Here is a 21,893-nt window from a genome sequence, read left to right on the forward strand (position 1 = left end):
GCCGTGATGGTGCGGCCCTCGACGATCGAGCGGAGGTGTGCGGTCGAGCCGGAGAGGGAGGAGTCGAGGAGGGACTGGAGCTTGTTGAGTTCTTCCGGGGTTTCGCGCATACGTCCATCGTCGGCCGTAAACCCGACACCCTCTGTCGTCATTGATGAAGCAGCGGTGAGGTTGCTCCGCGCGGGTTGCGCTCGGTGCTGCGTGGATGGCAACAGGTGGGGGACGAACGCCAGGACATGTTCATGAATTCGCGGTTGATTGACGAGCTGTGATGCCGTTGGTCCTGCTGTCAGGCCGCACGACGCGGTGTTCCCTTGAACTGATTGAGCAGCCATGATGTGCCGCCGTGACGGATTTCGTGGTTCCTCTCGCCATCGCAGTGATCGGGTTAGTGGCAACCGGCTTGGGAGCGGTCGTTGGGGCGCGGGCAGCTAAGTTCGGCGCGGAAAAGAACGCCGAAGCCGTCCGGCGGCAAATACAGGACCAAGGTGCCGTCGAGCACGGTCACTGGATGCGCCAAGAACGCCTCAACACCTACGAAAGCTTTCTTGAAGCCTGGGATGAGTGCCTGCGCCTCCCCCAAAGATCTGCTGACGCCGACTCCAAGTCGCGTCAATCCGGGTCAAGTTCTTTTCCTGAGGGCGATGCCGAGTGCTCGGCTGCCTGTTCCAGTAGTGCCCGTGCGGAGTCCGCGTAGCGCATCGCAGTCTTCTCGTCGAGCCCGAACACCTCGGCAAGGTGGAGCGGATCGGGCCCGTGGGTCAGCGCCTCTTCGAGCTGCCGGACGACGCGGAGCCGCTCCAGCGTCGCGTCCTGGCCGCGCATCGAGGAGCTGATCCAGTGGTTGCTGGCGCGGCTAGTCTTGGTGGCGGTCTGGTTGTTGATCAGCAGATGGAGGTTCGCGGTGCTCGGCCACCGGTTTCGCCGGTGCTCCAGCCAGTCCAGCAGCAGTTTCAGGGTGAGGTCGTCGAGCGGGCGGACGCGTCCGGCGATGGTCAGCCGTCGGTTGCCGAGGTCGACGTCGTCGAGCATGAGCATGCCGATCTGGGTGACCCGGGCGGCGTGCACCGCGGCGAGGGCGAGGATGAGTCGTGTTGCCGGGGTGGTGGCCGCCGCGACGGACCGGCCGACCTGGGCGGGGACCAGCGGCTGGAGCACGCCGTACTCGTACTGGCCGACCTTGATCCGGCTGGTCGGGTTGCGGAAAAGCAGCCCATTCCGCTTGGCCCAGGAGAACAGCGAGCGCAGGGCCACGAGTTGGTCACGCCGGTGGTGGCCGTGCAGTGTCTTAATGTCGGTCCGGACGTCGTCGCGGGTCACTTCCCGCAGGTGGTCATAGCGGTCCGACCATTCCAGCAGGGCCGGCCGGACACGGTTGAGGTAGAGCCAGACCGTGCCTTCCCGTCGCGGGAGGCTGCGGTGGCCACCGTCACGCAGGACGCGGGTCCAGCGCTCGGCCTCCGAGCGGATGCCGGGTGCGAGAGTCCCGTACGCGATCTCGCTACGGTACGAGCGGCAGGTGGGCAGTGCCGAGCCAGCACAGCGTGCGGTACCCGCTCGGGTGGCACCCGAGGTCTTAGGCCGCGTAGCAACCAGCTCGGCCACGGCCCCACCCCTCTAGGGTGGGGCTGTTTCCGTTGTGGAGGGAGAGTCATGGACCGAGTGAAGCTCGTTCAGGTGGCCGAGGACGAAGAGAGTCACGCCGTTGACTGGTCGATCCCTTCGGGGAAGGTCACGCTGTGCCAGAAGGACGCCATGTTCCCCCTGGGAGGCTCGGGAGACCCTTCCTGTCGCGAGTGCCTGACGCTGTACGGCCAGCGTCGCCAGGCCGCCTCTTAAGAGGCGCTAACACAATGAGGTGGATCGGTCCTGGTGCCCGTGCCTGGATGGCCAGTTGGGCGTTGTCCGGCCGTGGGGACTTCGCCTTGGATCGTGTCGGACGACTTATGGGAGCGGATCGAGCCGCTGCTGCCGAAGAAGGAACGGCGGTTCCGGCACCCGGGCCGCAAACCCGTCCCGGACCGGCAGGTGCTGTGCGGGGATCCTGTTCGTGCTCCACACCGGCATCCAGTGGGAACATCTTCCCCAGCAGCTCGGTTTCGGGTCGGGCATGACGTGCTGGCGACGGCTTCGGGACTGGAACGAGGCCGGGATGTGGCAGCAGCTGCACGAGGTGCTGCTGGCCGAGCTGAACGCCGCCGCCCGTCTGGACTGGTCGAGAGCGGTTGTGGACCCCAGCCACGTCAGGGCGTTAAAAGGGGGCTCCAGACGGGCCCGTCGCCGGTCGACCGAGGGCGAGTCGGCTCCAAACACCACCTGATCACCGACGGGCACGGCACCCCGCTCGCGGTCATCCGGTGAGTTCGGCGGCGTCGCGGCCGAGCCGCTTCAGATCCAGCCCGACCTGATCATTCCCACCGGCAAGCGCAAGGGCCAGAACCCCTCCGTCGCGAGCATCTACCGGGCGCTCGCCGAGTACGCCAAGCGCGAGGCATACCCGGAAGCCGTCGAGGCCGCGCAGGCCGACTCCGCCGAACTCCAGGCAGCCGGCGAAGTCCCCCGCCGCGCCTCACTCTCTCTAATCGAGCGGCACTCTGATTACAGAGAGCTACCTGTCACTTCGCGGCAGCTTCGGAAGGACAGGGCCTACTCTTAGCCGCGCCAACCCCCACAGCCGACTGCAAGCCCCTCGTCCCTTGGAATTGAGAACGTTCCCACGTCACGGTTGCTCGTGGTTGTGGGCCGTGGGAGTGCCCTCAAGGAGCTGGCGAGCGAGTTCTGTGAGGGGGTGGTCGAGGCCGTAGAGGCGTTCGCGGTCGGCCAGCACCCTCTCAAAGAGGGTGGTGGCCGCATCGGCGTCGCCAGCAAGCCGGTGGGCGTAGCCGAGGTTACTGCGGGCGGTGATGGTCTCGGAGTGGTCTGGCCCGTAGACCCGTTCGTAGTCGGTGACGGCTTGGTGGTGGAGGTCGATGGCCGTTTCCAGGTCCCCCATGTCGCGGTAGGAGCTGGCCAGGTTGGCGCGGGCGTTAATGGTGTGCGGATGGTCGGGGCCGTGGAGGCGCTGCATATCCGTCAGGTTCTGCTGGTGTAGGTCCCGCGCTCGCGCTAGCTCGCCCTGCAAGGCGTAGAGGTAGGCAAGGTTGGCGCGAGCGACGAGGGTTTCGGGGTGGTCAGAGCCGTGGACGCGCTCGTGGTCGGCCAGGTTCTGCTGGTGCAGAGGTGTGGCTGTCTCCAGATCACCGGCGGCCCGATGGGCGCTGGCAAGGAAGCTGCGTGCCGCGAGCGTGGACGGGTGGTCGGGCCCTTGAAGTCGGATGCGGATGTCCACCGCGTGCTGGGCGCACTCTATGGCCGCGCTGGTGTGGCCGTCGCCCTGCAGGAACGCTGAGGCGGCCACGAGCAGGCCAGCGGTGTGCAGGTCCTCCTCCTCCGCCGGGGTCTGGTCGGTCAAGGCCAGCAGGTGCGGCAAGAGCTCGCGCCACCGGGGCCACCCGGGGACGTTGAACAGCGGGTTCTCCGGCAGTACCTGTTCGAGCAGCAGGGTGGCTCGTTCGCGGGCGGTGGTGATGGCCTCGACGGTGCGATGAGGGTCGGCAGGGTCGGGCAAGCGTGCCACGGCCTGGACCAGGCAGTGGACGGTCACGGTCTGCCGGGTCAGGGTGATCATGCTGTAGTCGTGGAGGAGGGCCAGTGCCTCGTCAACGGCGAAGAGGTCCTCCTCCAGGTCCTCGTAAAGGCCTTCGAGGATGTCGCGCGGCAGCGGGACGGGAGCAAGCCAGGCGAACAGCCGCAGTAGGTCTCCGGCCAGAGGCTGCTGGGCGGTGATCGCTTGGAGGGACAGTTGCCAGATCCGGGCGACGGTGCGCTGGTCTTCGGCCTCTTGACCGCTCGCCGCGGTAGCGGCGAACATGCGGCCCGGGTAGCGACGGAGGCGGTCGAGGTAGGTGGCCGGGCTGATGGCAGTGGACTCGATGTAGGCAGCGGCCTGCTCCAAGGCCAGGGGCAGGTGCCCCAGCTCGTCGGCGAGGCAGGCCAGGACCCGCTCGTCGTCGGGCCCGTCCGGCTCGATGATGCGCATGAGCAACTCCACCGCGGCGTCGGAAGGCAGGGTGTCCAGCGGAAGAGGCTGGGCCAGGCGGCGCCAGCCGGTGGTCCGCCGGCTGGTGATGATGTGCCGACCTGTGGTCATGCCCAGCACCGGAGCTAGGTCACGCGGGGAGGCGGCGTCATCCAGCACGAGGAGCCAGTCCTGGTGAGCCTGCAGCCAGCTCAGCGCCCACTCGGCGCGCTCGGCGCTGGTCGTGGCGGCAAGGTGCTGGCGAGGGTCGAGCCGGGCGGCCAGGTCGGCGAGCCCATAGGTGAGGCTGGAGGCGGAGTCCGCGCTGAGCCACCACACCGGGTTGAACCGGTGCCGGTGCCGGTGGGCGACCTGCAAGGCCAAGGCGCTCTTGCCCGTCCCGCCTAAGCCGTGCAGGACCGGCGGCACCGCCGGACCGGCCTCGCCCAGTGCGGCCTCCAGGTGTGCCAGCGGTTCGACGCGGTCGACGAAGTCGGGGTTCGCTGGCGCGGGCAGGTTGGTGGTTCCCTGCGGGGCCGGCACCTCGGCGGGCTGCCGGACGGCTTCGGTTGGCAGGTGGACTGTGCGGGCGTCGATTGTGGCGTGGTCGCCGGTAGAGACGATGCCGCTGTTGGTGCCGACGGCCACTGCCTGATCGCCGGAGGCCTCGACGTGGTGTCTCTCGCTCACCGCTGGATCGTGGCGCCGTCGCCGGTGCTGATGACCCCGTTGTTCGTCTCCACCGCGACGGCGCCGTCCCCGGAGGCGGTGAAGGACCGGGTTGGCAGGAGCTGGGCCAGTTCCGCGGCCAGCTCGGAGTCCTGCCGCAGGATGCGACGCACCTGGACGCGCAAGGCCGCCTGGGCGTCGTCGTCCTGGGGGTCCTCGGTGACATCTTCGATGGCCTGCTCCAGGCCGTCCCGGTTTTCCTCCCGGCTCCACAGGCGCTGCACGATGCGTTGGCCCAGAGACACCGTCGCGTCGGCGGCCGTGTCCGTGGTCCGGGTGACCACGGCGCTTCCGTAAGCAGTGGCGGCGGCAGTGATGTACGGCACCACGTCGTTGGCAACGGTCAAGGCGTCCACAGCGTTCCCCCTCTGGCGGTTCACCCGAGCATGGCACGACCACCTCCGACCCGGTGGTCTGGCAGGCAACGGTAGCGTGGGGCGATGAGCAGCTACACGGTAACGGTCGGCGAAATGAGCGTGAAGGCCCGATCCATCCAAGAGGCACAGGGAGTCGTGATGGAGCGCATCACCGACCTGCTGGCCCTCGACCCGGAAGCGGCCTCGCAGGGCGCCCTGATGGCCAACAAGGCGTTCTCCGCTGGCACCGTCGACCACGCCGTCGATGCCCACGGCAGTTGGCAGACGGTCATCACCGTCCAGGGCGAACAGGTCAAGGTCTCGATCACCAAGCGACGCTGGTGGCGATGGCGAAACGCTTCGGAGACCACTGCCCCCTGAGGGTGAACGTCTTAGTGCTCGCCCGACTCTCGGCCGCACCTCCACCTCACAGTCGACGGCAAGCCCTTCGCCCACCACCACAGCCAGACGGCTTGTTCAACCCGCCGCTGGGCAGCTTCTCTACGGTCAGGCGGATCACGGTGCCCTCGATGATGGGCAGCGGTCCGTCGTGGTCGATTCAGGCCGCCTGCTGGGTCAGCCTCGGGGCAGCCGGTCCCAGGCTTGCGCGGTCGCCTTGCCGTAGAGGCGGGTGTCGGTGACCGTGACGACGTGCTCGGTGCCGCATGTAGCGGCGGCTCCGAAGACGAACTCGTCGTCGTGCATGGGCGTTCGGCCTCCCTAGTGCTCCCAGCAACGCTGCGCGTGGTCGACCCGGTCGACGACACCTACCGCCGCCAGATGAACCGGCAGCTCACCATGCAGAAGTCCCGCCACAAGCTCGCCCGGGACATCTGCCACGGCAAGCGCGGGCAGATCATGCAGGCATACCGGACGGGGCAGGAAGACCAGCTCGGCGCGCTCGGCTAGTCCTCAACGCCGCGGTGCTGTGGACCACCCGCTACCTGGACTCCGCCGTCACCACCCTGCGGGCACTGCCCGCCGACCAGCGGGAACACGACGTCCTCAACGAGGACGTCGCCAGGCTCTCCCCGCTCAGGCACGCCAATCTCAACGTGCTGGGCCGCTACAGCTTCCTCGCCACCGTCCCGGCCGGCGGGGGCCTGCGACCGCTGCGCGACCCGGCCGCGAGGGACGCAGACGAAGACGGCGCCGGGGGCTGGCCGTGGGGCTCAGCCGAGACCAGTGCGGCACCACTGACAGCGCCGGTGAGTGCGTCGCGTGTAGAGGGGGTCATTCACGTTTTGTCCGCTGAGCGCGGCGCTGGGCTGGAGGCGTGGGCTCTGGGTATCGCTTCCACCAGTGCAGTAGCCGGAACGCCCGTTCGCTGTTCTCTGCAGGCCCGAACAGGGCGGTGCCGACCACCATTGTGACGATGCACATTCCGAAGGTGACCACGACCGTCTGGAGCCCGCCGCCGGCGTGTGGCTCTGCGGATTCCGTCGGGGTGGTTTTGTCCTGGGGCATGGGCGGTCCTTCTGGTCGGCGAGTGCGGGCATGTTATCCACCAGCGGGCGTGTCCCGCCGGAGGTGAATCCGGACTCTCAGGACTTCAAGATCGTCCAGTGGCCCCTTTTGGGCTTACGTCGGAAGTGGCCGCACAATAGCTTCACCGGAGCCCGTCACCCTGTGACGCGTGCTGAACGCGAACGCTTCCGCCATGCCCTCGTCCGGCACCGCGGCGAGCACCAGCGGCCGTCCGGCCGTTTCCGGGTACCGAAAGGGGCATCGGCGGCGTACCAGGTCGAGCCGCACTCCAGACACTCGAACCGGGGCCACGGGTGCTGACGGCCCTCGACCAGGGCCCGCAGCGCCTCGTCCGCAGCGTCGATCTGCGCACGCCGGGCCCGGCTCACCCGCCAGACCCTCGTACGGCAGGCCGATCCGCAATATCGGCGCGACCGCCTGCTGCCCTCGGGCAGAGGCGCGGCTCACTGGTTGCGCCGCCGGACGTTCCTCCTGCCCATACCTCCAGGGTCCTCCCGTCCAGCCGGGCAGGCTAGGGCGGTGGTCATTCCTCGTCGGTGGCGTCCGGGTCGCACAGGCGCTGAGCGTTATCTAGGGTGCGAGGGCGCTGTGCGCAGGTCAGGCGAGGGGAGCTGGGAGAGCAGCAACAGGGCTGCCTCCAAGGATTCCGGGGCGGGTAGGGTGGCGCGGGCCTCGGCGTCAAGATTTGCGCTCCTCCCGCGCGCCACGGGCTGCTTCGGCGAGGAAATCCGTGGCGAAGGACAGCAGCGGGCCGGATTCCCCGTAGGAGGCTCTCCACCACAGGTAGGTGACCGGGTCGAGGATGTGGCACGTCATGAGCGCGTCCCATTCGGCGGCGGCCCGGCATCTTTGCATCTGGTGGTCCTCCTGCGGGAAGTCTCCCGTACGCCGCGCCTGGCCCACATGCAGCACTGCTCCCCGTACGGCATCGTCGCCGCTTTCATCCAGCAGACGCAGCGCGCGGTCCGTGTTGGTGAGGTTGGCCATGCTGACCATGTCGATCAAGCTGACCATGCCGCCGCTGGGCTTGGCTCCCGGTTTGTGGCCCTGTTCTTCCATGAGCTCGCGGAGGCGCCTCGCCGGAGGGCTGGAGGAGAGGAAGGCGTCTTCCAGGGCCTTTTGGCTCAGCTCGGTGAGGGGCTCCCCGATCTCGGCGCAGACGATCCGGAAAGCTTTGCGCAGGCCGGTGCTCGGCGAACTCTTGTCGGGCTTCGCCCCGGTGGATTCCTGCACGTCTTTGACAAAGGTATCGATCTGCGCCTGGCTGATCCCGCGAGATCGGGCAAGGTGGGCGACAATCTCCAGCACCGGCTCAGGAGAGAGGGGAAGTAACGCCTCGATGGCCTTCCCCGATTGGGCGTTGATCTTGGGGATCGGCGGCCCGTACTCGTGTCTCTTCAGGTTCTCGACGCCATTGCGGATTGCGGTCCGGATCTCCCGGGTGGCAAGGGGATCCGGGTTCATCGCCAGCATCCTCCACCCCAGCACCGGGCACAGGTGGCCGCCAGAGCGGGCCATAGCGCAGAGTTTGGCGGCCGTGACCGCGTTATCGATCTCTTCGGCCGTGGCGTCTATGGGCAGGCGCGGGATGAAGCGCGCCCTGTAGTCCCGAAGAAGTGTCCGGTCGCTGTAGACGTCCAGGCCGTAGCCGGCGGCATTCAGGGCCTGCCGGACGGGCCCGAACGCGGTGGGCGGCTTGTTGTTACGGCTCATGCCCCGACGCTAGGCGCAGACGCCGGCGCGGGGTCCAGTTTTCTGCCGACTTTCATTCCAGCGTCTGCGGTCCGATGAGCTCTCGACAACACAGACGGGAGCACCGGAATGCCGGAGTACGAGCAGGAGCGGGAGCAGGAGCGCGCGCTGGAGAGGAGCCGCATCTGGGCCGTGTGGCGGAAGGTCGCGCTGCGACTGGGAGTGCGGCTGGTGATGGAGTTGGTGTTCTGGCACCTGCGTGACATGTGAGCCGTCCGCGTGCCGTTGCTGAGATCTGACTATGACCTCAGCAACGGCGCTGAATGGGCGGTGCCGTCGCGTACCTGTCCGCAGGAAGCATCGTCTGCCTGATTTGTTACCTCGTTTCGGTGGCAACGAGGTCACCACGTTCAGAGAGGCCACGACGTCACGTATGTGCCCAACTTGCCTCTACAGCCCCCGGATATCCGTCAGGCACGTGGCGCCAAGGGGTACTTGCCTCACGTGCCTGACGCCCAATCGGGACCCGAGATAACCTCGTCCCCCTCGTCACCGGGGTTGTGATGCTGATCTGGTGGGGGCGGCAGAGGGTCTTCCCGCCACGTCGCGTCGTACGTGCTCTGCGCGTGCTCGTTGATCACGACGGTATCGAGAAGTGCCCGGTCGATCCGCTCCGCACCGGTGAGCAACGCGTCGGCGGCCGCTTCGCGGATGAGTTCCGCCAGAGAGCTGATGTTGCCTCCAGTGCGACGGTACAGGTACTTCCACTCGCCGACGAGAGTGCCGGGGTGGTGCTTATACAGGACGAGGGCCTCTTCCATCGCGGTGATGACGGAGACCCAGTCAGCTTTCTCTTCCCTGGTCCGGATGCTGTAGGGGGTCATGTGGAGGAGGGTGTTGCGGCCGGCGGTCTGGGTGGCGCGGGAGTCGCCGGTGCCTTCGAGGAAGAGGCCGGAGTGCTTGAGGTCGACGCCGGTGTAGATGAAGGTGGCCGCGGTGTGGTTCGCGATGTGCTTGAGGTGGTCATTGACGACCTTGCCCTCCTTGAGGGAGAGGTCCATGAAGTGGGCGTCGTCGATGATCACGAGTTCGACGCCGACGCGGCGCATGTTTTCGAGGACGAGGCGGGTGATGTCGCTTTTGGTGGCGCCGGAGCGGTAGGGCTGGGCGAGGTACTGGGCGAGCGCGATGGACAGGTCCTTGGGGGTGGCCTGGGAGGGGATGTTGATGTAGACGACGGGCGTGTAGTCGATCAGCCGGCCGTCGAGGACATAGCGCTTGGCGAAGCGTTCGGGGTGGTTGCGCCGCAGTTCGTTCTCGAAGTCGTAGGCGAACGTCTTGACCAGTGTGGATTTGCCGAGGGTGGCGGGGCCGTCGAGGACGATGCTGCGCCGGGCGCCGGCGGGCTGGAAGGCGTTGGTCATCATCCGGCGGCGGATCTGGTGGTGGATGGTCTGCATCTGGCTGGTGTGGACGATGACCAGGGCGCTGTGGTGCGCGGCTCGGGCCGCGTTGTGCGGGCGGCGTTCTTCGGGGCTTAGCTGTTCGTAGACGGCGAGGGGCAGCAGGTCCGGCTTGGGCGGGAGGGCGTAGTCGAGGTATTCGCGCCATTCCTCCTTGGTGCGCGGTTCGGACAGGCCTGGGTGTCTGAAGTCGCCTGGTCCGAAGGGCTCATCGGGCTGGCCGGAAGGGTCAGGGGTGAGCATGGCGGTCAGCCCTCCTGGCTGGTATGGGGGTTCCAGACCTGGGCGGGCTGGACGGTGAACGGGTCGAAGTCGTCGTCTTCGCCGGGCAGGTCGGGGACGGCGTGCAGTGCGGGGACGGTAGGCCTCGCGGTCTCGGGTGCCGGGCGCGGCGGCGGTGCTGCGGCGGGGACTGCCGGAGTGGAGCGTGCTTCGTCCTGGGCCTGGGTTTGGGCGCGGTGCCGGTCGCGGGTGTGGCGTTTGCGGTCGGTCTTGGTCCACGTCTCGGGGGCGTCGGTGCGGTTCTGCAGGTCCCACAGGGCTTTGGCGATCTGCTCCTGGTAGTCCTTGTCCTTCGGGTCGCCGCCGCGGAGTTCGACCAGGCGTTTGGCCTCGCGCAGGGTGATGTCGGTGAAGGGCTGCAGATCGCTGAGTGCTTTGGTCCACCGCAGCGTGTACCAGGTGTCGTTGCGGGGGTTGTGGAAGTAGGCATGCAGCAGGTTGCGCGGGTCGTAGCGGATGGGCCAGCGCCCGTTGTCGTAAGGGGACTTGGCCCGGCGGAACTGGTAGAGCACGTCCTCGTTGTAGATCAGGAAGTTGAGCTCCACGCCGTAGGAGTTGATGGCGCGGCCGTTGTCGGCGATGGGCAGCATTTCGTAGTACAGGTTGGGGTCACGGGGGCAGTCGACGTAGCCGGCCGAGCCGAGTGCCATGGCGTACGCCTCGTTGGGTGAGACGTGCAGGTCGGGGAAGCCGTGCAGGTGCAGCCCGGAGTGGTGCTGGTTCTGGTAGACCGCAATGACGTATTCGGCGAAGAACTCGGCGATCTCGTCCAGGGTCCAGCGGGCTTGCTGCTCGACGTTCTTGCCGCGGTGCGCGGTGTTGAAGCCCTTGTAACCGGCGACGTGCATGGAGAACTGTTCCCGGATCGTCCCGAACAGGCGTTCCACATGGGGTTTGTCGGTGGGCTTCAGCTTGCGGGCGTCCTGCAGATCGATCTTCCATTTGCGGCAGGCGCGCTTGACGACGTCGGACTTGTAGGGCTTGCCGTGGTCGTAGAGCAGGATCTCGGGGTAGACGACGGGCCGGGCAGCGGCTTCAGCGAGGCGTTCGTCGACGCTGAGGTGGCGCTCGTAGGGGACGCGGAGCATCTGGTAGCGCAGGGCGTCGGCCCAATGGGGACGCATCGGCTCGGGTGTCATGACGTCCGCGAGGAGCAGGCCGATGTCGATGGCCTTGGTGCCCAATGGGGTGAGGCGCCAGGCGAGGATGGACCGGGTGGCGACGTCGATGGCGACGGTAAGTTCGACGTTGTAGGTGTCGTTCATCGCGGGGTCGTAGGCCAGGACGTCGAGGGGGGTGGTGTCGAGCATGACGACCTGGCCGGGCCGGTGGGCGATGACGTAACCGAAGGTGCGGTCGGGCTGGTTGGCCTCCGAGATCCGCTGGTAAGCGGGGTCGGAGGGACTGCGGTGGAGGAGGAGTTTGACTGCGCGGCGGAAGGTGTCCGGCTTGGGCAGTGCGACAGCGGCGGGGCCGTAGTCCGCGTCCAGGCGGTTCTGGCAGCGGCGCATGAAGCGGGTGGAGACACTGGAGGAACTGTCGAGGCGTTCGGCAGCGGCCTGCTCTCGGATCGCGGTGATCACCCGCTCGTCGATGTTGCGCAGGGGGTTCTTCAGCCGGGCTTTGCGGCCGTCGACCAGGCCCCACAGGCCCTTCTCTTCCCACTCCCCGATCAGCTGCCAGACACGGCGCTCGGTCAGGCCCAGTTCGGCCGCCTTGGCAGCGACGCGGTCCGTGAGCGGGAGGTCGGGGTGATATTGCGGACGGGGCTCGCCGAGTTCGGCCTCGAAGGAGGAGCCTGAGCGGTAGCCGGTGGTGGCCTCGTGGAGGTGGGCTTCGAGTTCCAGGGCGTCGTCACGGGCCTGTTTGTTCTTCAGGGTCGCCAGGACGCCGCCGGGGTCGAGACCCGCGGTGCCGTTGTCGGCCCGCTCCGGTGGTGCGGCCAGGGCCCGGAAGGAGGCATCGGTCAGCAGGACGCTGAGCATGATGGTCTGCTGGTGCCCGGAGATCGAGCGCAGCCGGACCAGAGCGCCGGTGATGCCGGCGACCTGGTGCTGTTCTTCCTCAAATTCGATCCAGTCCTCGACTGCGATGCGGTAGCGCTGGTCCATCAGACGTACTCCACAACGGGCGCGGCCCACACTTGGGTGTAGTCGCGCAGCGGGCGGGTGAGGTCGAACAGCAGACGGTGGTGCCACATGAGGTGGTAGGTGACAGCCCGTTCGATGTCCGCCTCGGGCCACAGGGAGAGCAACTCGGCGATGCTGACGGGGTGCTGAGCGCGAAAGAGCAGGGTGTCCGCGAGGGGGGCTGCGGCGTTCAAGGGTCTGCGGTAGCCGGCGAGCCATTCGACGGTGGCCCAGAGCTGCGGGTCCGGCTCGCCCACCATCTTGTAGTCCCAGCCAAGTTGTCGGCAGGCAGCCGCCGTGCGGTTGGCCTGGAGACGGACTTTGGGTTTGTCGATCTGCTCGGGGTTCTTGACGTCGAGCAGCAGGACGGATCCGTCGGTGCGGCGGACGAACAGGTCCGGGTAGTGGGTCCAGGGCCCGTCGGCGTCGATGCCCTCGAAGATGAACGGCTGGGCGGCGAAGCAGGCGATCTTCTCGTCGAAGTCGAGGAGCTTCATCCAGCGGGCTTCCAAGAAGCTCTCGTACTCCAGGACCGTGTCGCTGCTGGCCGCCCAGTAAGAGCCGGGGGTGTGCTCCTGCCCTTCGTAGGTGGGGAAGTCGCGGGCGGGCAGGCAGGTCTCGAAGCGCATCTCGTGGGCCTGGTCTGCCGGAAGGAGCCGTTCGGTTCCGGCTGCGTCGTAGTAGTGGATGTACAGCTGCCGGGACGAATGCCGTACGGGCCGCAGGGTCTGTGTTTTTCTCGGGCTCATGCCGCTGTCTTTCTTGGGGTGGGGGAGTCGATCAGGGCCTGCCCATAGGCGGTCAGCTGGCGGGCGACGGGCTCAGGGAGCCAGGTGGCGAAGCGCCGCGCGCCCTCGCGGACGGAGGACCTGGTGGCAGGTGTCCACAGGTCGGGGGCGTAGGCGGGGGCTTCACGGACATCGCCGCCGGTGAAGTGCTGCCAGATCCAGGCGGCGGCGTGGCGGCGGCGCTGCACGGTGACGTCGCGCCCAAGTGGGTGGCACACCTCGAACAGCACGGCGTGCGGGACCGTGGTCAGTTTGGCCAGCGTGCGGCGGCGTGCGGCGTAGTCGATCAGGCTGCGCTCGATGGTGCGGGCGCCGAGTCGTTCGATGTCCCGCCAGAATGCCTCCGCGTCACTGATGCGCTGGACGAGCGTGTTCGTCACGCGGGCGGCTTTGACGGGGTCCATGGCCAGCTCGGTGGCGGCCTGCTGCCAGCTGGTGGCGCCCGCGAGCCGGACCAAGGCGAGAGCGGCCAGGCGCCTTCCGCTCGTGGCAGCGGTGCCGGGGAGATGCCGGGCGATCAGTTCCGTGTAGTCGTCAGAGTTCGCGAGGTGGGGCAGGTGGTCCGCGGTGAACGAGGGCGGGGACTGGGGGCGGCTGGCGAGGAGTCCGGCGACGCGGGAGGCGGGCAGGACAGCGGCGCGTAGCAGGGGATCCAGGCAGGCAGGGCGGGGGATGGGGCGCAGCGGGTCGCTCTTGCCAGGCCTGCGGCGCAGGGCGACGGCCCGGTCCATCCACGTGGCCAGGAAGCTCTGGCAGGTGCTGGAGTCGGGGGCGAGGAGTGCCGGTGCGCTCAGGGCGAGTACGGCTGCGGCGTGCGCGGCGCTGGGCGGGCTGGCTTGCAGCTGACTACCCGCGCCGCCCCGGCTGGCGCGCTCCCGCTCGTGCTGGTCGGCTGTGAAGGCCGCGGCTGCTGTTTCAGGCAGGGCGGCGCACGAGTTGATCTCGTCGGTGGTGGCCACCAGCCGCACCACGGCGGCGGTGAACCGTAAGGCGGCGAAGAACTCCGCCGCTGCCACAGGGCTGCCTGCCACCCGAGCGGGACCGCCGTCGGCGATGTCGAGGATGCGCTGCTGCACGTCGGCGAGCTCAGCCGGGACGGGCACGGTGGGTAGTGTGGCCAGCTTCTGGCTGCACAACCCGGCCTTGCGCCTCCTGCTCGCGGGGCGCCGGTTGTTGCACAGGCCCAGGTCGGGTACCTGGTGCCGGATAGTCAGACCGCGGGGATGTCCGGTGTATCCGGAGCCGAGACGCGCATGGCACTTGCGGCAGGTATCCACCAGCAGGACCCGGTGCTCGGGGCACACGGCGGCCACGCCCAGACGCCACCACAGCGGCCACACTGGGGCGCAAGCAAGGCATTTCGGGCACGCGCGGCTGGACGTGAACAGCGCCCACTCGCGGTTACGGAGCCTGGCATAACTCTTCTCCTGCTGTACCGGCTGGTCTCGCCCAGTGAAATCCAGCACGATGTCCGCATACCGCGACAGATGCATCGCCTGAACCGCATGCGTGTCCAGGCCGGTAGCCGCCCCGATGCTCTGGAGGCTTCGCGGCGTGAGCGCGGTACCGAACCACAGCGGCCGTGCGCCCGTGTAGCCCGGGCGGCATTCCAGCCCCAGCACCTGCGCAGCCCGTCCCGGAGCGATCTGCCAGTCGACCGCAGCACGGCTGAGCCAGGACGGGAACGACTCCCCCTCGGCAGGAACCGGTACCGACGGAAGCCGACGCGGCAGTCCTCGGTCGCCCACCGGGCCCCCTCCCCGATTCGATCTTGTAGGACATCTCCTACAACCGTGGGACTGTACTACGGTTCCGTCTGTGGCGAACAGTGATTCCGATGCGGGCGTCCCGGCTCAGCGGCTGGCCTTCGGGCGCCGTCTTCGGGCTCTGCGTACGCGTGCGGGGATGACCCAGACCGCGGCGGCGGCCGCGGCGGGGATGGACCGGTCCTTTTACGCGGAGGTCGAGGCCTCGATCCACAGCATCTCTGTCGACCGCATTCCCGCGCTGGCCAAGGCTCTGGGCGTGACGCCCTCCGAGCTGTTCCAGGACATGGGTCCGGACCACTAGTAGAGGCCCGTGTTCATGCCGGACCCAGGCGTCTGCCCGCCCATCCCACAGGTTGGGGTGCCACGTCGGCTGCCTGTCGTTCCACTGCCCGAAACAAGGGAGTCGCTGGCCAGCTGGATCAATCGGATCGGCCTGCTCTACGGGATACGCCAGCCGGACATCCTGACCTGCCTGGGGCTTACGGCCCGAGGGGAGATGCGCCCGGTCACTGCGAGCCTGGGCCTTGCTCCCTCTTCCGCTGACGCGCTCAGCGCGGCGACGGGCGTACCTGCGGAAACGATCAGCGGCATGCTGCTGTCACGCTTTACCACCACCGCTCTGCCCAACCTCCCGTCCCCGCCCTATCGGCGTCCGGGGGCGTTGACCGCGTGGGCCGTCGGGGCGTGGGTTCTTCGCCGTCACTCCAACTTCTGCCCCAAGTGCCTCGCCCGGGATGGCCAGTGGCGGCTGGAGTGGAAACTGCCGTGGGCCTTCGCCTGCCTGGACCACATGGTGTACCTGCACAACCGCTGCCCGCGGTGCAATCGGGTACAGAGCGGGCTGTGCTGGGGCTGGGACAGCCGCGTGTGCAGACTGCGATGGCGGACATCCGTCCCCTCGCTCCTGAGCCCCACCCCGTACCCTGAAGGCGACGGAACCACCGTGTGCCGTGGCCGTCTGGACCACGCCGTGACGGTGCCGGTCGACGATGCGCGCGCCCTCGAGGGGCAGAAGCGGCTGCTGCGTTGGCTTTACGGAACGCCGGAAGAGTCTGCCCGGGAGACGGAGTTCGCCTCGCTGACCGCCCTCGCCGCCCAGCGACTCACCCCCGATATGCTGTTCAGGGCCCAGGAGGCACTGTGCTTCCGCTTCGACGACAGCGGCACGACCTGGCCACAGCGCGAGCCGGAGCTGGCGCCGCTGTGGACCAACCCTCTGCAAATGGCCGGTGCCGCACACGTGGCCCAGCGCCTCTCGAGGAACGAGTACCGCCCGGAACGGTCGGTACAGTGGCTCAAGGTCAAGCAGCCAGGCTTCGGAGATCCGGGCGCCCATCTCACACGCCAGCAGCTGTACAGTACCTCCCTGGTTTTCGGGCCGTTCCACCATGACACCGCGCACATGCGGGAGGCCCTACGCGCCGACTTGGTGTCCTTGCCCTACCAGGGCCCCGCCTACATCAACGCTTTGTCCCCCTACCAACTGCACCCCGAAGCCCGGAGCGTAGACGGGCCGCACTCCCAAAGGCAGTTCCCCTGAAGCCGGACGGCGTGAACACCGAGACAGACACCCTCCGGGCCGTGCTCCGGGATGTCTTCGCCCGAGGTGTATTCGGCTTGTTCAAGCGCTTCCCCGGCCACGGCAACTGCGCTTTGCAGACCCATAGTTGACGATTAGGCGCTACCCCTCCTGCCTGATGCGCCCCTCGTCTACTGTCGTCGGCAGGCTCCCGCCGCCGGGACAGCCAGCTCGAGGAGGACCCGATGCCGCCGTCGCCAGCCGCAGCGGACGCGGCCCGGACAGCGCCACGCCGGCTGCCCGTCGTCTCTCTCCCGCAGCCCGGCGAGTCGCTGTTCAGCTGGATCGATCACCTGGCTGCCTACTACGAGGTGGACCGCACTCAGATCATGAACCGGCTTGGGCTGGAACCCGCGACCGCGCACGCCTCCTGTCTCGCACGCCACACCGCCGAACTCCCCCTCGCTTGTGCCGTCCCCCTGCATGTCGCCACGGGCCTCGCCCCCAGACAGCTCCGCGACATGACCTTGTCCGGCATCGTCAGGCAGAGCTCCGGCAGGCTCAGGCGCCATCCCGACTGCCGCTGGGCCCCGGAAGAAACTTGGGCCTTTTGCCCCGAGTGCCTGACACCGCCCGTGCGCTGGCCCCTGTGGTGGTACCAGTCGTGGGCAGTGATGTGCCCCAAGCACGGCTGCTACACCGCGTCCTTCTGCCCGGGCTGCGGATCACCGTTCTCCCCATCCATCCTGCGCAGCGACGCCCCCGGACGCTGCCCCGGATTCCTGCCCCGCGCCGAGGAGCCCGTCACACTCCCATCGCATGGCAAGCGCCGCCCAAAACGACAACGCTGCGGCCGCCCTCTGTGGGAGATCGACACGTCGCCCGCCACCGATCCCGCCGTGCACTCCGTCTTCCACCGGCTGCTCGAGTTCCACGACGCGGAGACCCCGAGCCAGGATCTCCAGCAGTGGTACGACGACCTGCGGACTCTCAGGACTCTCCTCGAGGATCCTCACCCCTTGCGCGTCCAGGTCTTCACCAGCGCCGATCCCGCCCTCCAGGAACGCTTCAGCGCCGTCGAGGGTCCCTCCCTCTGGGACGACCCCGCTCCCGTGATCAGCTGGCGGCGATCCGTCTCCGGCTTCCTCTACCCCATGCGGGTCACATCTGGGAACACCTGGACCTGGCAGCGCGATCCCATCACTTCGGCTGCCAAGCTCACAGTCATCGCCTCGGTCCTCGACAGCCAGGATCCCGCCGCTGTGGCCCGGGATATCTTCACTGTCCCCCACCCGGCCGGGCTCCGCGAATTCGACGACCACCTGCCCTCGTACATGCATCGGGCCAGCCCCACCCTGCGCGAACTCCTCAGCCAGGCTCTCGACACACAGGCCTTCGCCCAGCTCGCCAGCCCCTGACCGAAGGGCACACCCCGCACCGGCTCAGGTCCCGAGGTCGTCGGATGTTGCCACGAACACGGTCGCCAACGCACCGTGTCGACGATCGCTTCCCCGCCAGCGGCGCGCTGTCCACACCCTGGGTCCCAGGCCATGCGCCGCGGATGCTGCTTCCAGTGGGCTCGCCACCGGATCAGTGCAGCCCGCCCCGAGAAGGGAGCCGCTCTCTGCCTCAGTCATCTGCCACTGCGATGGGGAAGAAGCCGTGTCTGCCCGGCCCCGTACCGGTGAACCGGTAGACGGAGGCTCGGGAGATCACATCTGCTGGCGGGTCTCCGTTCTCAAGGATGACGGCTTGTCCGGGGAAGGCGAGCATGTTCCGGTAGAAGTGGTCCACCACGTTGGAGGTCAGGTCGACGTCCTCGCCGATGGGATCGTCGCTGATGGGATCGCGGTAGGTGACGACGGGCGAGTCGAGGACGATGAAGCCCGGGTGCGGCCTGGAGTTACTCAGGCAGAACTGGGCCAGTGCAGTGGTGAATGCCGAGTGCAGCACGGAGCGAACTCCCTTGCCTCGGCTGGCTCGGGGGCGGCCGCCCGCGCGGATGTCCATGGCGTACTGGTCGTACTCCGCGAACTCCACGGCGGGGACCTTCCAGGCTTCCAGAGTGCGGCGCAGAGTCTCATCGAAGGTGGACAGAATCCGGTTGGACACGTACTCGGATGGCCGCTGCCCAGGCCCGACCGTTTCGCCGTCCAGCCGTGAGCGCCGGCCCTCCAGTTCGTCGATGCGCTCGTGCAGCTCCAGGTTCCGCTCGATCTCCGACCGGGCGTGCAAGTGCTCGTCCCTGCGGTTCCGCAGGGGTGCCAACTGGCCTTCCGCCGCGGCGATCTCCTCGTCCACGCGGGCGGTCTTCAGCAGCAAGGTTTCCCGCCGGCCGCTGAGGGCCTCGAACTGGGCGCGCAAGTCCTCGATCGTGGGGAGGAGGTCGGCCAGCAGTGCGCTGGTTTTCTCGGTTTCGTTCTGGACCCCTAGGTGGAGCTGGGTCGTCTCGTGCTGCCCGTGACCGGGATTCTGGTGTTCGGGCTCAGCACCGCAGAAGACACACGTGCCCACGCGGAAGTAGCCCAGAAGACTGCCAGCCTCGGTCACCATCTCCAGCCGTGCGAGGTCCGACCTGTACTGCTCCTCCAGCAGTTCGAACCGGGAGACTAGGTCGCTCACTTCCGCGAGGCGGCCCTCCACCGTGGACAGCTCTTCCGCGGCCTTCATGCGGGCGGTGACGGCATCCAGGTGACGGTCGGTGATCACACGTAAGGTGGTGGAGTATTCGTCGATGGACGCCTGAAGGCGCACCTGCCGGTCACGCAGTTCCCTGACGTTCTCGGATGTGGTCAGTTTGCTCTGCAGATCGAGGATGATCTGGTCGAGCAAGGTGATCTTTCCCTTGTTGACGCGACGCTGCCCGGCGTTGAGGCCGGTGTCGACGTCCGGGGCGCTGTCCCCGGTCAGCATCAGCCGGATGACCGAGGCCGCTGCGGTCTTGCCGCTGGCGGCGGATGAGTGCAGGACGGGGGAGAGGGGGTCGACCATACGCGTTTCGGGGATGACCGACAGATGCACGAGGTCACGCAGAGCCAGATTCCGGCTGCCGCCCGCCTCGTTCTTGCGGATCCTCAGGTCCGCCAGGAACAGCTCGCCCAGGAGGAACAGGGAAAGGCTGTTCTTGCTGCGGGCCGTGTGCGTTGCTGTGACCTGGGTGTCGGCGAAGGCGGTGACCAGGTCTCGCAGGTCCTGCCGGTGGATGTGGATGGTGTTGCTGTTTGGTGCGCGCAGCAGGGTAAGCACCGTGCCGTCCGGCAGCCGCAGTCCCAGCAGGATCTGGCTGTAGCCCTCGGCCTCTGGTACCTCGGGCGCTCGGGTACCGCCGAGCATGTACTCGATGGACTCGGCGATGAACGACTTGCCGGTGTCCGAGGCCCCGTAGATCACCGTCAGTGCCGGGTCGAACTCGACGGTGGCGGTGGGCTTGCCGGAGCCCGCGTAGGTGAGGTGGACCAGGCGCAGATCACCCATGACTCGCCTCGCCCCGTGTGAGGTGAGCTGACGCGCGGGCGATGATCTCCGAAGTCGCGGCTCTGGCGTCCGACCTGGCCGCGAAGTCATGAACAACCCACTCGGCCCGCTCGCGCAGCGACTCGGCGTAGGGCGCCTCCAGGACGTCAACAAAGACCGGGCCCCGGTCGGTGGCCGCGTACATCAGGCCCTCGCTGTGGTCCACCACGCCTGCCAGGCCAGCTCTGATCAGGACCAGGAGCGCTTCCTCCAGGACAGCCCGCTTCCTCCCGAGCTCTCCTGCACGTGCCGGCAAGTCCGGGTGAAGGCTGGGAGGCCCGTCGAATTCACCGCTGTGGAGGAGCACATGGTCCAGTGCGACCAGCTGCGCGAGGTCCATGGGTTCGGGATGGCTCTCGGCCAGGAGGGCAAGGGCGCGTACGCCGACCTCGAGCGGGCTGTTGAGCGCGGTCATTTCTCTCCTTCCCGGCACCGTGTCGGCCAGGAGGGCAAGAGCACGTACGCCGACCTCGAGCGGGCTGTTGAGCGCGGTCATTCCTCTCCTTCCCGGCACCATGTCAGACGCTCCTCGTTCGCCAAGTGATGGCATACCCCTTTACGGGCTTCCGGCTCCACGAAGGGAGCCAGGATCGTCGGGGTCAACTGCACCGTCCCGGCGACGGTCATCACAGCGCCCAGCCGCTCCCACCCATCCGGATACGAGCGTGCCGCCGTCTCCACGACAATGCTGTGCACATCCTTCTTCACCCGATCGAAGTAGGCTGGCGTGGTGGCGTCACGGGCGAACACCCGCAGTGCCTCGGCCGCGTAGAAGGCCACGCGCTGCCGCTTGAGGTGCTCGTCCGCTTCTTCGACGTTGGGCACTTCCTCCAGGCTGTTGATTGTGCCGGGGTAGCGCTCGCGGTAGACGTCGACGAGGCGCTGAACGTAGCGGGCTTCGTCATCGCTGTGCTGCGGAGGCGGAACCATCTCCTGCGGTCCCTGTTCGAACGGGGCATGCGGAAAGCGGTCAAGCCAGTGCGGCGTCGTTTTGTGCTGCGCGAGCATCTCGTCCAGGTCGACGCACTCGAACATGGCGAAGTCGGTGGCAGCAGCCAGCTCCTCGACCGCTCTTCGCTGGTCACCCGTGAGGTCCACCACGATCTTGTCCTTCGTCGTGGACAGTTCCTGCAGGAACTTGGCCCGGCACTCGGACGGCTTCGCGAACTGACGGGGCAGGCTGCGCGAGAACCTCGGCGCGACGAACACGTACCGCGTGGGAACGGTGAACTCTCCGGCCGCAGCGGCCACGAACATCTTGCGCATCTCCTGGGCCGCGGTCGCCCAAGCCAGGGCGGCGGCGTACCGCTTGCACTGGTAGTTGTGCCATTCCCCCTCCAGCCTCTGCTGCGACAGGTAACCGGCCACGTCGATTCCGTGGTCCCCCGAGCCCCCATGCCGTTCGACCAGGACGTACTGCGGCTCAAGAGCCGGAACCCACTCCTTCACGAACTCCTCGAACTCGTCCGGATCGGAGAAGGCGACGATCTTCTTCGGTGACGGCATCGACGCCATACGCAGCGTAGGAGGTAGCACTGTCAGCCGTGGCTGCCCTGCAGCCCCCGACCCTGCACCCTGCGGATCTGACACCCCACCATCCCCCATCTACCAGGCGAGAACACGAATATCACTCCTGAGCAGAGGCCTTTCATACCCGTGCAAGGTCGCACCAAACGACCGGGACAGCGTCGATTGGACGCCGATCGGACGCCCGCCTCGCCTACGTCGCCGTCACTTGTGCCCGCCACCAACTCGATCTCGGCGGCCTGGCATGGAGCGCCGCCGCACAGCAAACAGGAGGCGGATAGCTCCCAGAGGTCCGCGACCGGCAGCCCAGGGCTACAGTTCGACCCGCGAACGGCGCGACCCAGCCTCTCTGGAGGCATGACCCAGATATTGCCGTGGCTGTCGGCCAGCTGGACGGTCACCCCGCGTTCACTGGCTCAGCCCGGCCAGTTCGCAGCCACGCCAAATCTCGACACTGGACGGTGTGTGCTTGTCAGCTGGCTGCCCGGTGATGCTCTGCGAGACGGCGAGGACGTACGAATGCGCGATATGTCGAGCCGGTCAGCCCACGATTTGTCGGTGCCGACGAAGAAACCACCGGC

The 21,893-nt window shown here is 67.6% G+C and carries 16 protein-coding genes and 6 pseudogenes; 8 read left to right on the plus strand and 14 right to left on the minus strand.

The window, feature by feature from the left end:
- Together ACZ59A_RS26665 and ACZ59A_RS26670 are read right to left on the minus strand one after the other, a co-directional pair.
- Window positions 1–110 (minus strand): annotated as a pseudogene (locus ACZ59A_RS26665) (pyridoxamine 5'-phosphate oxidase family protein); the annotation flags it as partial.
- A 502-nt stretch (window positions 111–612) separates the two neighbouring features.
- Window positions 613–1,605: a hypothetical protein gene (locus tag ACZ59A_RS26670; RefSeq protein WP_470963186.1), complete on the minus strand. Its 993-nt coding sequence runs from the start codon at window positions 1,603–1,605 to the stop codon at window positions 613–615.
- A 306-nt stretch (window positions 1,606–1,911) separates the two neighbouring features.
- Between ACZ59A_RS26670 and ACZ59A_RS26675 the strand changes: the two are divergent.
- A pseudogene (locus ACZ59A_RS26675) lies at window positions 1,912–2,355 on the plus strand (IS5 family transposase); the annotation flags it as partial.
- Between the two features lie 364 nt (window positions 2,356–2,719).
- Here ACZ59A_RS26675 and ACZ59A_RS26680 read toward each other — a convergent pair.
- Window positions 2,720–4,747, minus strand: coding sequence for a tetratricopeptide repeat protein (locus tag ACZ59A_RS26680; protein WP_470963189.1), 2,028 nt, complete (start codon window positions 4,745–4,747; stop codon window positions 2,720–2,722).
- Complete coding sequence (locus tag ACZ59A_RS26685) at window positions 4,744–5,142, minus strand: hypothetical protein (RefSeq protein ID WP_470963192.1); 399 nt, start codon at window positions 5,140–5,142, stop codon at window positions 4,744–4,746. The genes ACZ59A_RS26680 and ACZ59A_RS26685 overlap by 4 nt, the downstream gene beginning before the upstream one ends.
- Window positions 5,143–5,226: 84 nt before the next feature.
- Between ACZ59A_RS26685 and ACZ59A_RS26690 the strand changes: the two genes are divergently transcribed.
- The gene (locus tag ACZ59A_RS26690) at window positions 5,227–5,523 is read left to right on the plus strand and encodes a hypothetical protein (RefSeq protein WP_470963195.1); all 297 of its coding nucleotides are present in this window, start codon (window positions 5,227–5,229) and stop codon (window positions 5,521–5,523) included.
- Between the two features lie 74 nt (window positions 5,524–5,597).
- Here ACZ59A_RS26690 and ACZ59A_RS26695 read toward each other — a convergent pair.
- A pseudogene (locus ACZ59A_RS26695) lies at window positions 5,598–5,859 on the minus strand (NF041680 family putative transposase); the annotation flags it as partial.
- Window positions 5,860–5,880: 21 nt separating this feature from the next.
- Between ACZ59A_RS26695 and ACZ59A_RS26700 the strand changes: the two are divergent.
- Window positions 5,881–6,272 (plus strand): annotated as a pseudogene (locus ACZ59A_RS26700) (Tn3 family transposase); the annotation flags it as partial.
- 1,036 nt (window positions 6,273–7,308) lie between these two features.
- On the opposite strand, the gene ACZ59A_RS26705 reads toward ACZ59A_RS26700, so the two are convergent.
- Window positions 7,309–8,343, minus strand: coding sequence for a hypothetical protein (locus ACZ59A_RS26705; protein WP_470963198.1), 1,035 nt, complete (start codon window positions 8,341–8,343; stop codon window positions 7,309–7,311).
- Window positions 8,344–8,451: 108 nt separating this feature from the next.
- Between ACZ59A_RS26705 and ACZ59A_RS26710 the strand changes: the two genes are divergently transcribed.
- Window positions 8,452–8,592 carry a hypothetical protein gene (locus ACZ59A_RS26710; protein ID WP_470963201.1) on the plus strand — a complete coding sequence of 47 codons (141 nt, stop codon included), beginning with the start codon at window positions 8,452–8,454 and terminating at the stop codon, window positions 8,590–8,592.
- 230 nt (window positions 8,593–8,822) lie between these two features.
- Here the strand turns inward: ACZ59A_RS26710 and ACZ59A_RS26715 are convergent, their stop codons facing one another.
- The 5 genes and pseudogenes from ACZ59A_RS26715 to ACZ59A_RS26735 all read right to left on the minus strand — a co-directional run.
- Complete coding sequence (locus ACZ59A_RS26715; protein ID WP_470963204.1) at window positions 8,823–10,028, minus strand: TniB family NTP-binding protein; 1,206 nt, start codon at window positions 10,026–10,028, stop codon at window positions 8,823–8,825.
- 5 nt (window positions 10,029–10,033) lie between these two features.
- Window positions 10,034–12,178: a Mu transposase C-terminal domain-containing protein gene (locus tag ACZ59A_RS26720; protein ID WP_470963207.1), complete on the minus strand. Its 2,145-nt coding sequence runs from the start codon at window positions 12,176–12,178 to the stop codon at window positions 10,034–10,036.
- Window positions 12,178–12,945 (minus strand): TnsA-like heteromeric transposase endonuclease subunit, encoded by a 768-nt coding sequence (locus ACZ59A_RS26725; protein ID WP_470963210.1) that lies wholly within the window; start codon window positions 12,943–12,945, stop codon window positions 12,178–12,180. The genes ACZ59A_RS26720 and ACZ59A_RS26725 overlap by 1 nt, the downstream gene beginning before the upstream one ends.
- Complete coding sequence (locus tag ACZ59A_RS26730; protein WP_470964470.1) at window positions 12,942–14,087, minus strand: hypothetical protein; 1,146 nt, start codon at window positions 14,085–14,087, stop codon at window positions 12,942–12,944. The genes ACZ59A_RS26725 and ACZ59A_RS26730 overlap by 4 nt, the downstream gene beginning before the upstream one ends.
- 186 nt (window positions 14,088–14,273) lie before the next feature.
- Window positions 14,274–14,732, minus strand: a pseudogene (locus ACZ59A_RS26735) (TniQ family protein); the annotation flags it as partial.
- A 70-nt stretch (window positions 14,733–14,802) separates the two neighbouring features.
- On the opposite strand from ACZ59A_RS26735, the gene ACZ59A_RS26740 reads away from it, so the two are divergent.
- From ACZ59A_RS26740 to ACZ59A_RS26755, 4 genes and pseudogenes are all read left to right on the plus strand, one after another.
- The gene (locus ACZ59A_RS26740) at window positions 14,803–15,054 is read left to right on the plus strand and encodes a helix-turn-helix domain-containing protein (protein ID WP_470963213.1); all 252 of its coding nucleotides are present in this window, start codon (window positions 14,803–14,805) and stop codon (window positions 15,052–15,054) included.
- 15 nt (window positions 15,055–15,069) lie between these two features.
- Complete coding sequence (locus tag ACZ59A_RS26745) at window positions 15,070–16,293, plus strand: TniQ family protein (protein ID WP_470964416.1); 1,224 nt, start codon at window positions 15,070–15,072, stop codon at window positions 16,291–16,293.
- Window positions 16,294–16,517: 224 nt separating this feature from the next.
- Window positions 16,518–16,955 (plus strand): annotated as a pseudogene (locus tag ACZ59A_RS26750) (TniQ family protein); the annotation flags it as partial.
- A 216-nt stretch (window positions 16,956–17,171) separates the two neighbouring features.
- Complete coding sequence (locus ACZ59A_RS26755) at window positions 17,172–17,690, plus strand: hypothetical protein (protein ID WP_470964473.1); 519 nt, start codon at window positions 17,172–17,174, stop codon at window positions 17,688–17,690.
- Window positions 17,691–17,901: 211 nt separating this feature from the next.
- On the opposite strand, the gene ACZ59A_RS26760 is transcribed toward ACZ59A_RS26755, so the two are convergent.
- From ACZ59A_RS26760 to ACZ59A_RS26770, 3 genes are read right to left on the minus strand one after another with little or no spacing between them, the layout of a single operon-like run.
- Window positions 17,902–19,746, minus strand: a complete 1,845-nt coding sequence (locus ACZ59A_RS26760; RefSeq protein ID WP_470963216.1) for a hypothetical protein — start codon at window positions 19,744–19,746, stop codon at window positions 17,902–17,904.
- Window positions 19,739–20,281, minus strand: coding sequence for an ABC-three component system middle component 2 (locus ACZ59A_RS26765; protein WP_470963219.1), 543 nt, complete (start codon window positions 20,279–20,281; stop codon window positions 19,739–19,741). The genes ACZ59A_RS26760 and ACZ59A_RS26765 overlap by 8 nt, the downstream gene beginning before the upstream one ends.
- Window positions 20,278–21,291 (minus strand): ABC-three component system protein, encoded by a 1,014-nt coding sequence (locus ACZ59A_RS26770; protein ID WP_470963222.1) that lies wholly within the window; start codon window positions 21,289–21,291, stop codon window positions 20,278–20,280. Before ACZ59A_RS26770 ends, ACZ59A_RS26765 begins: the two co-directional genes overlap by 4 nt.
- Window positions 21,292–21,893: the final 602 nt, after the last annotated feature.

This window comes from Streptomyces sp. NPDC040405, from assembly GCF_055595765.1.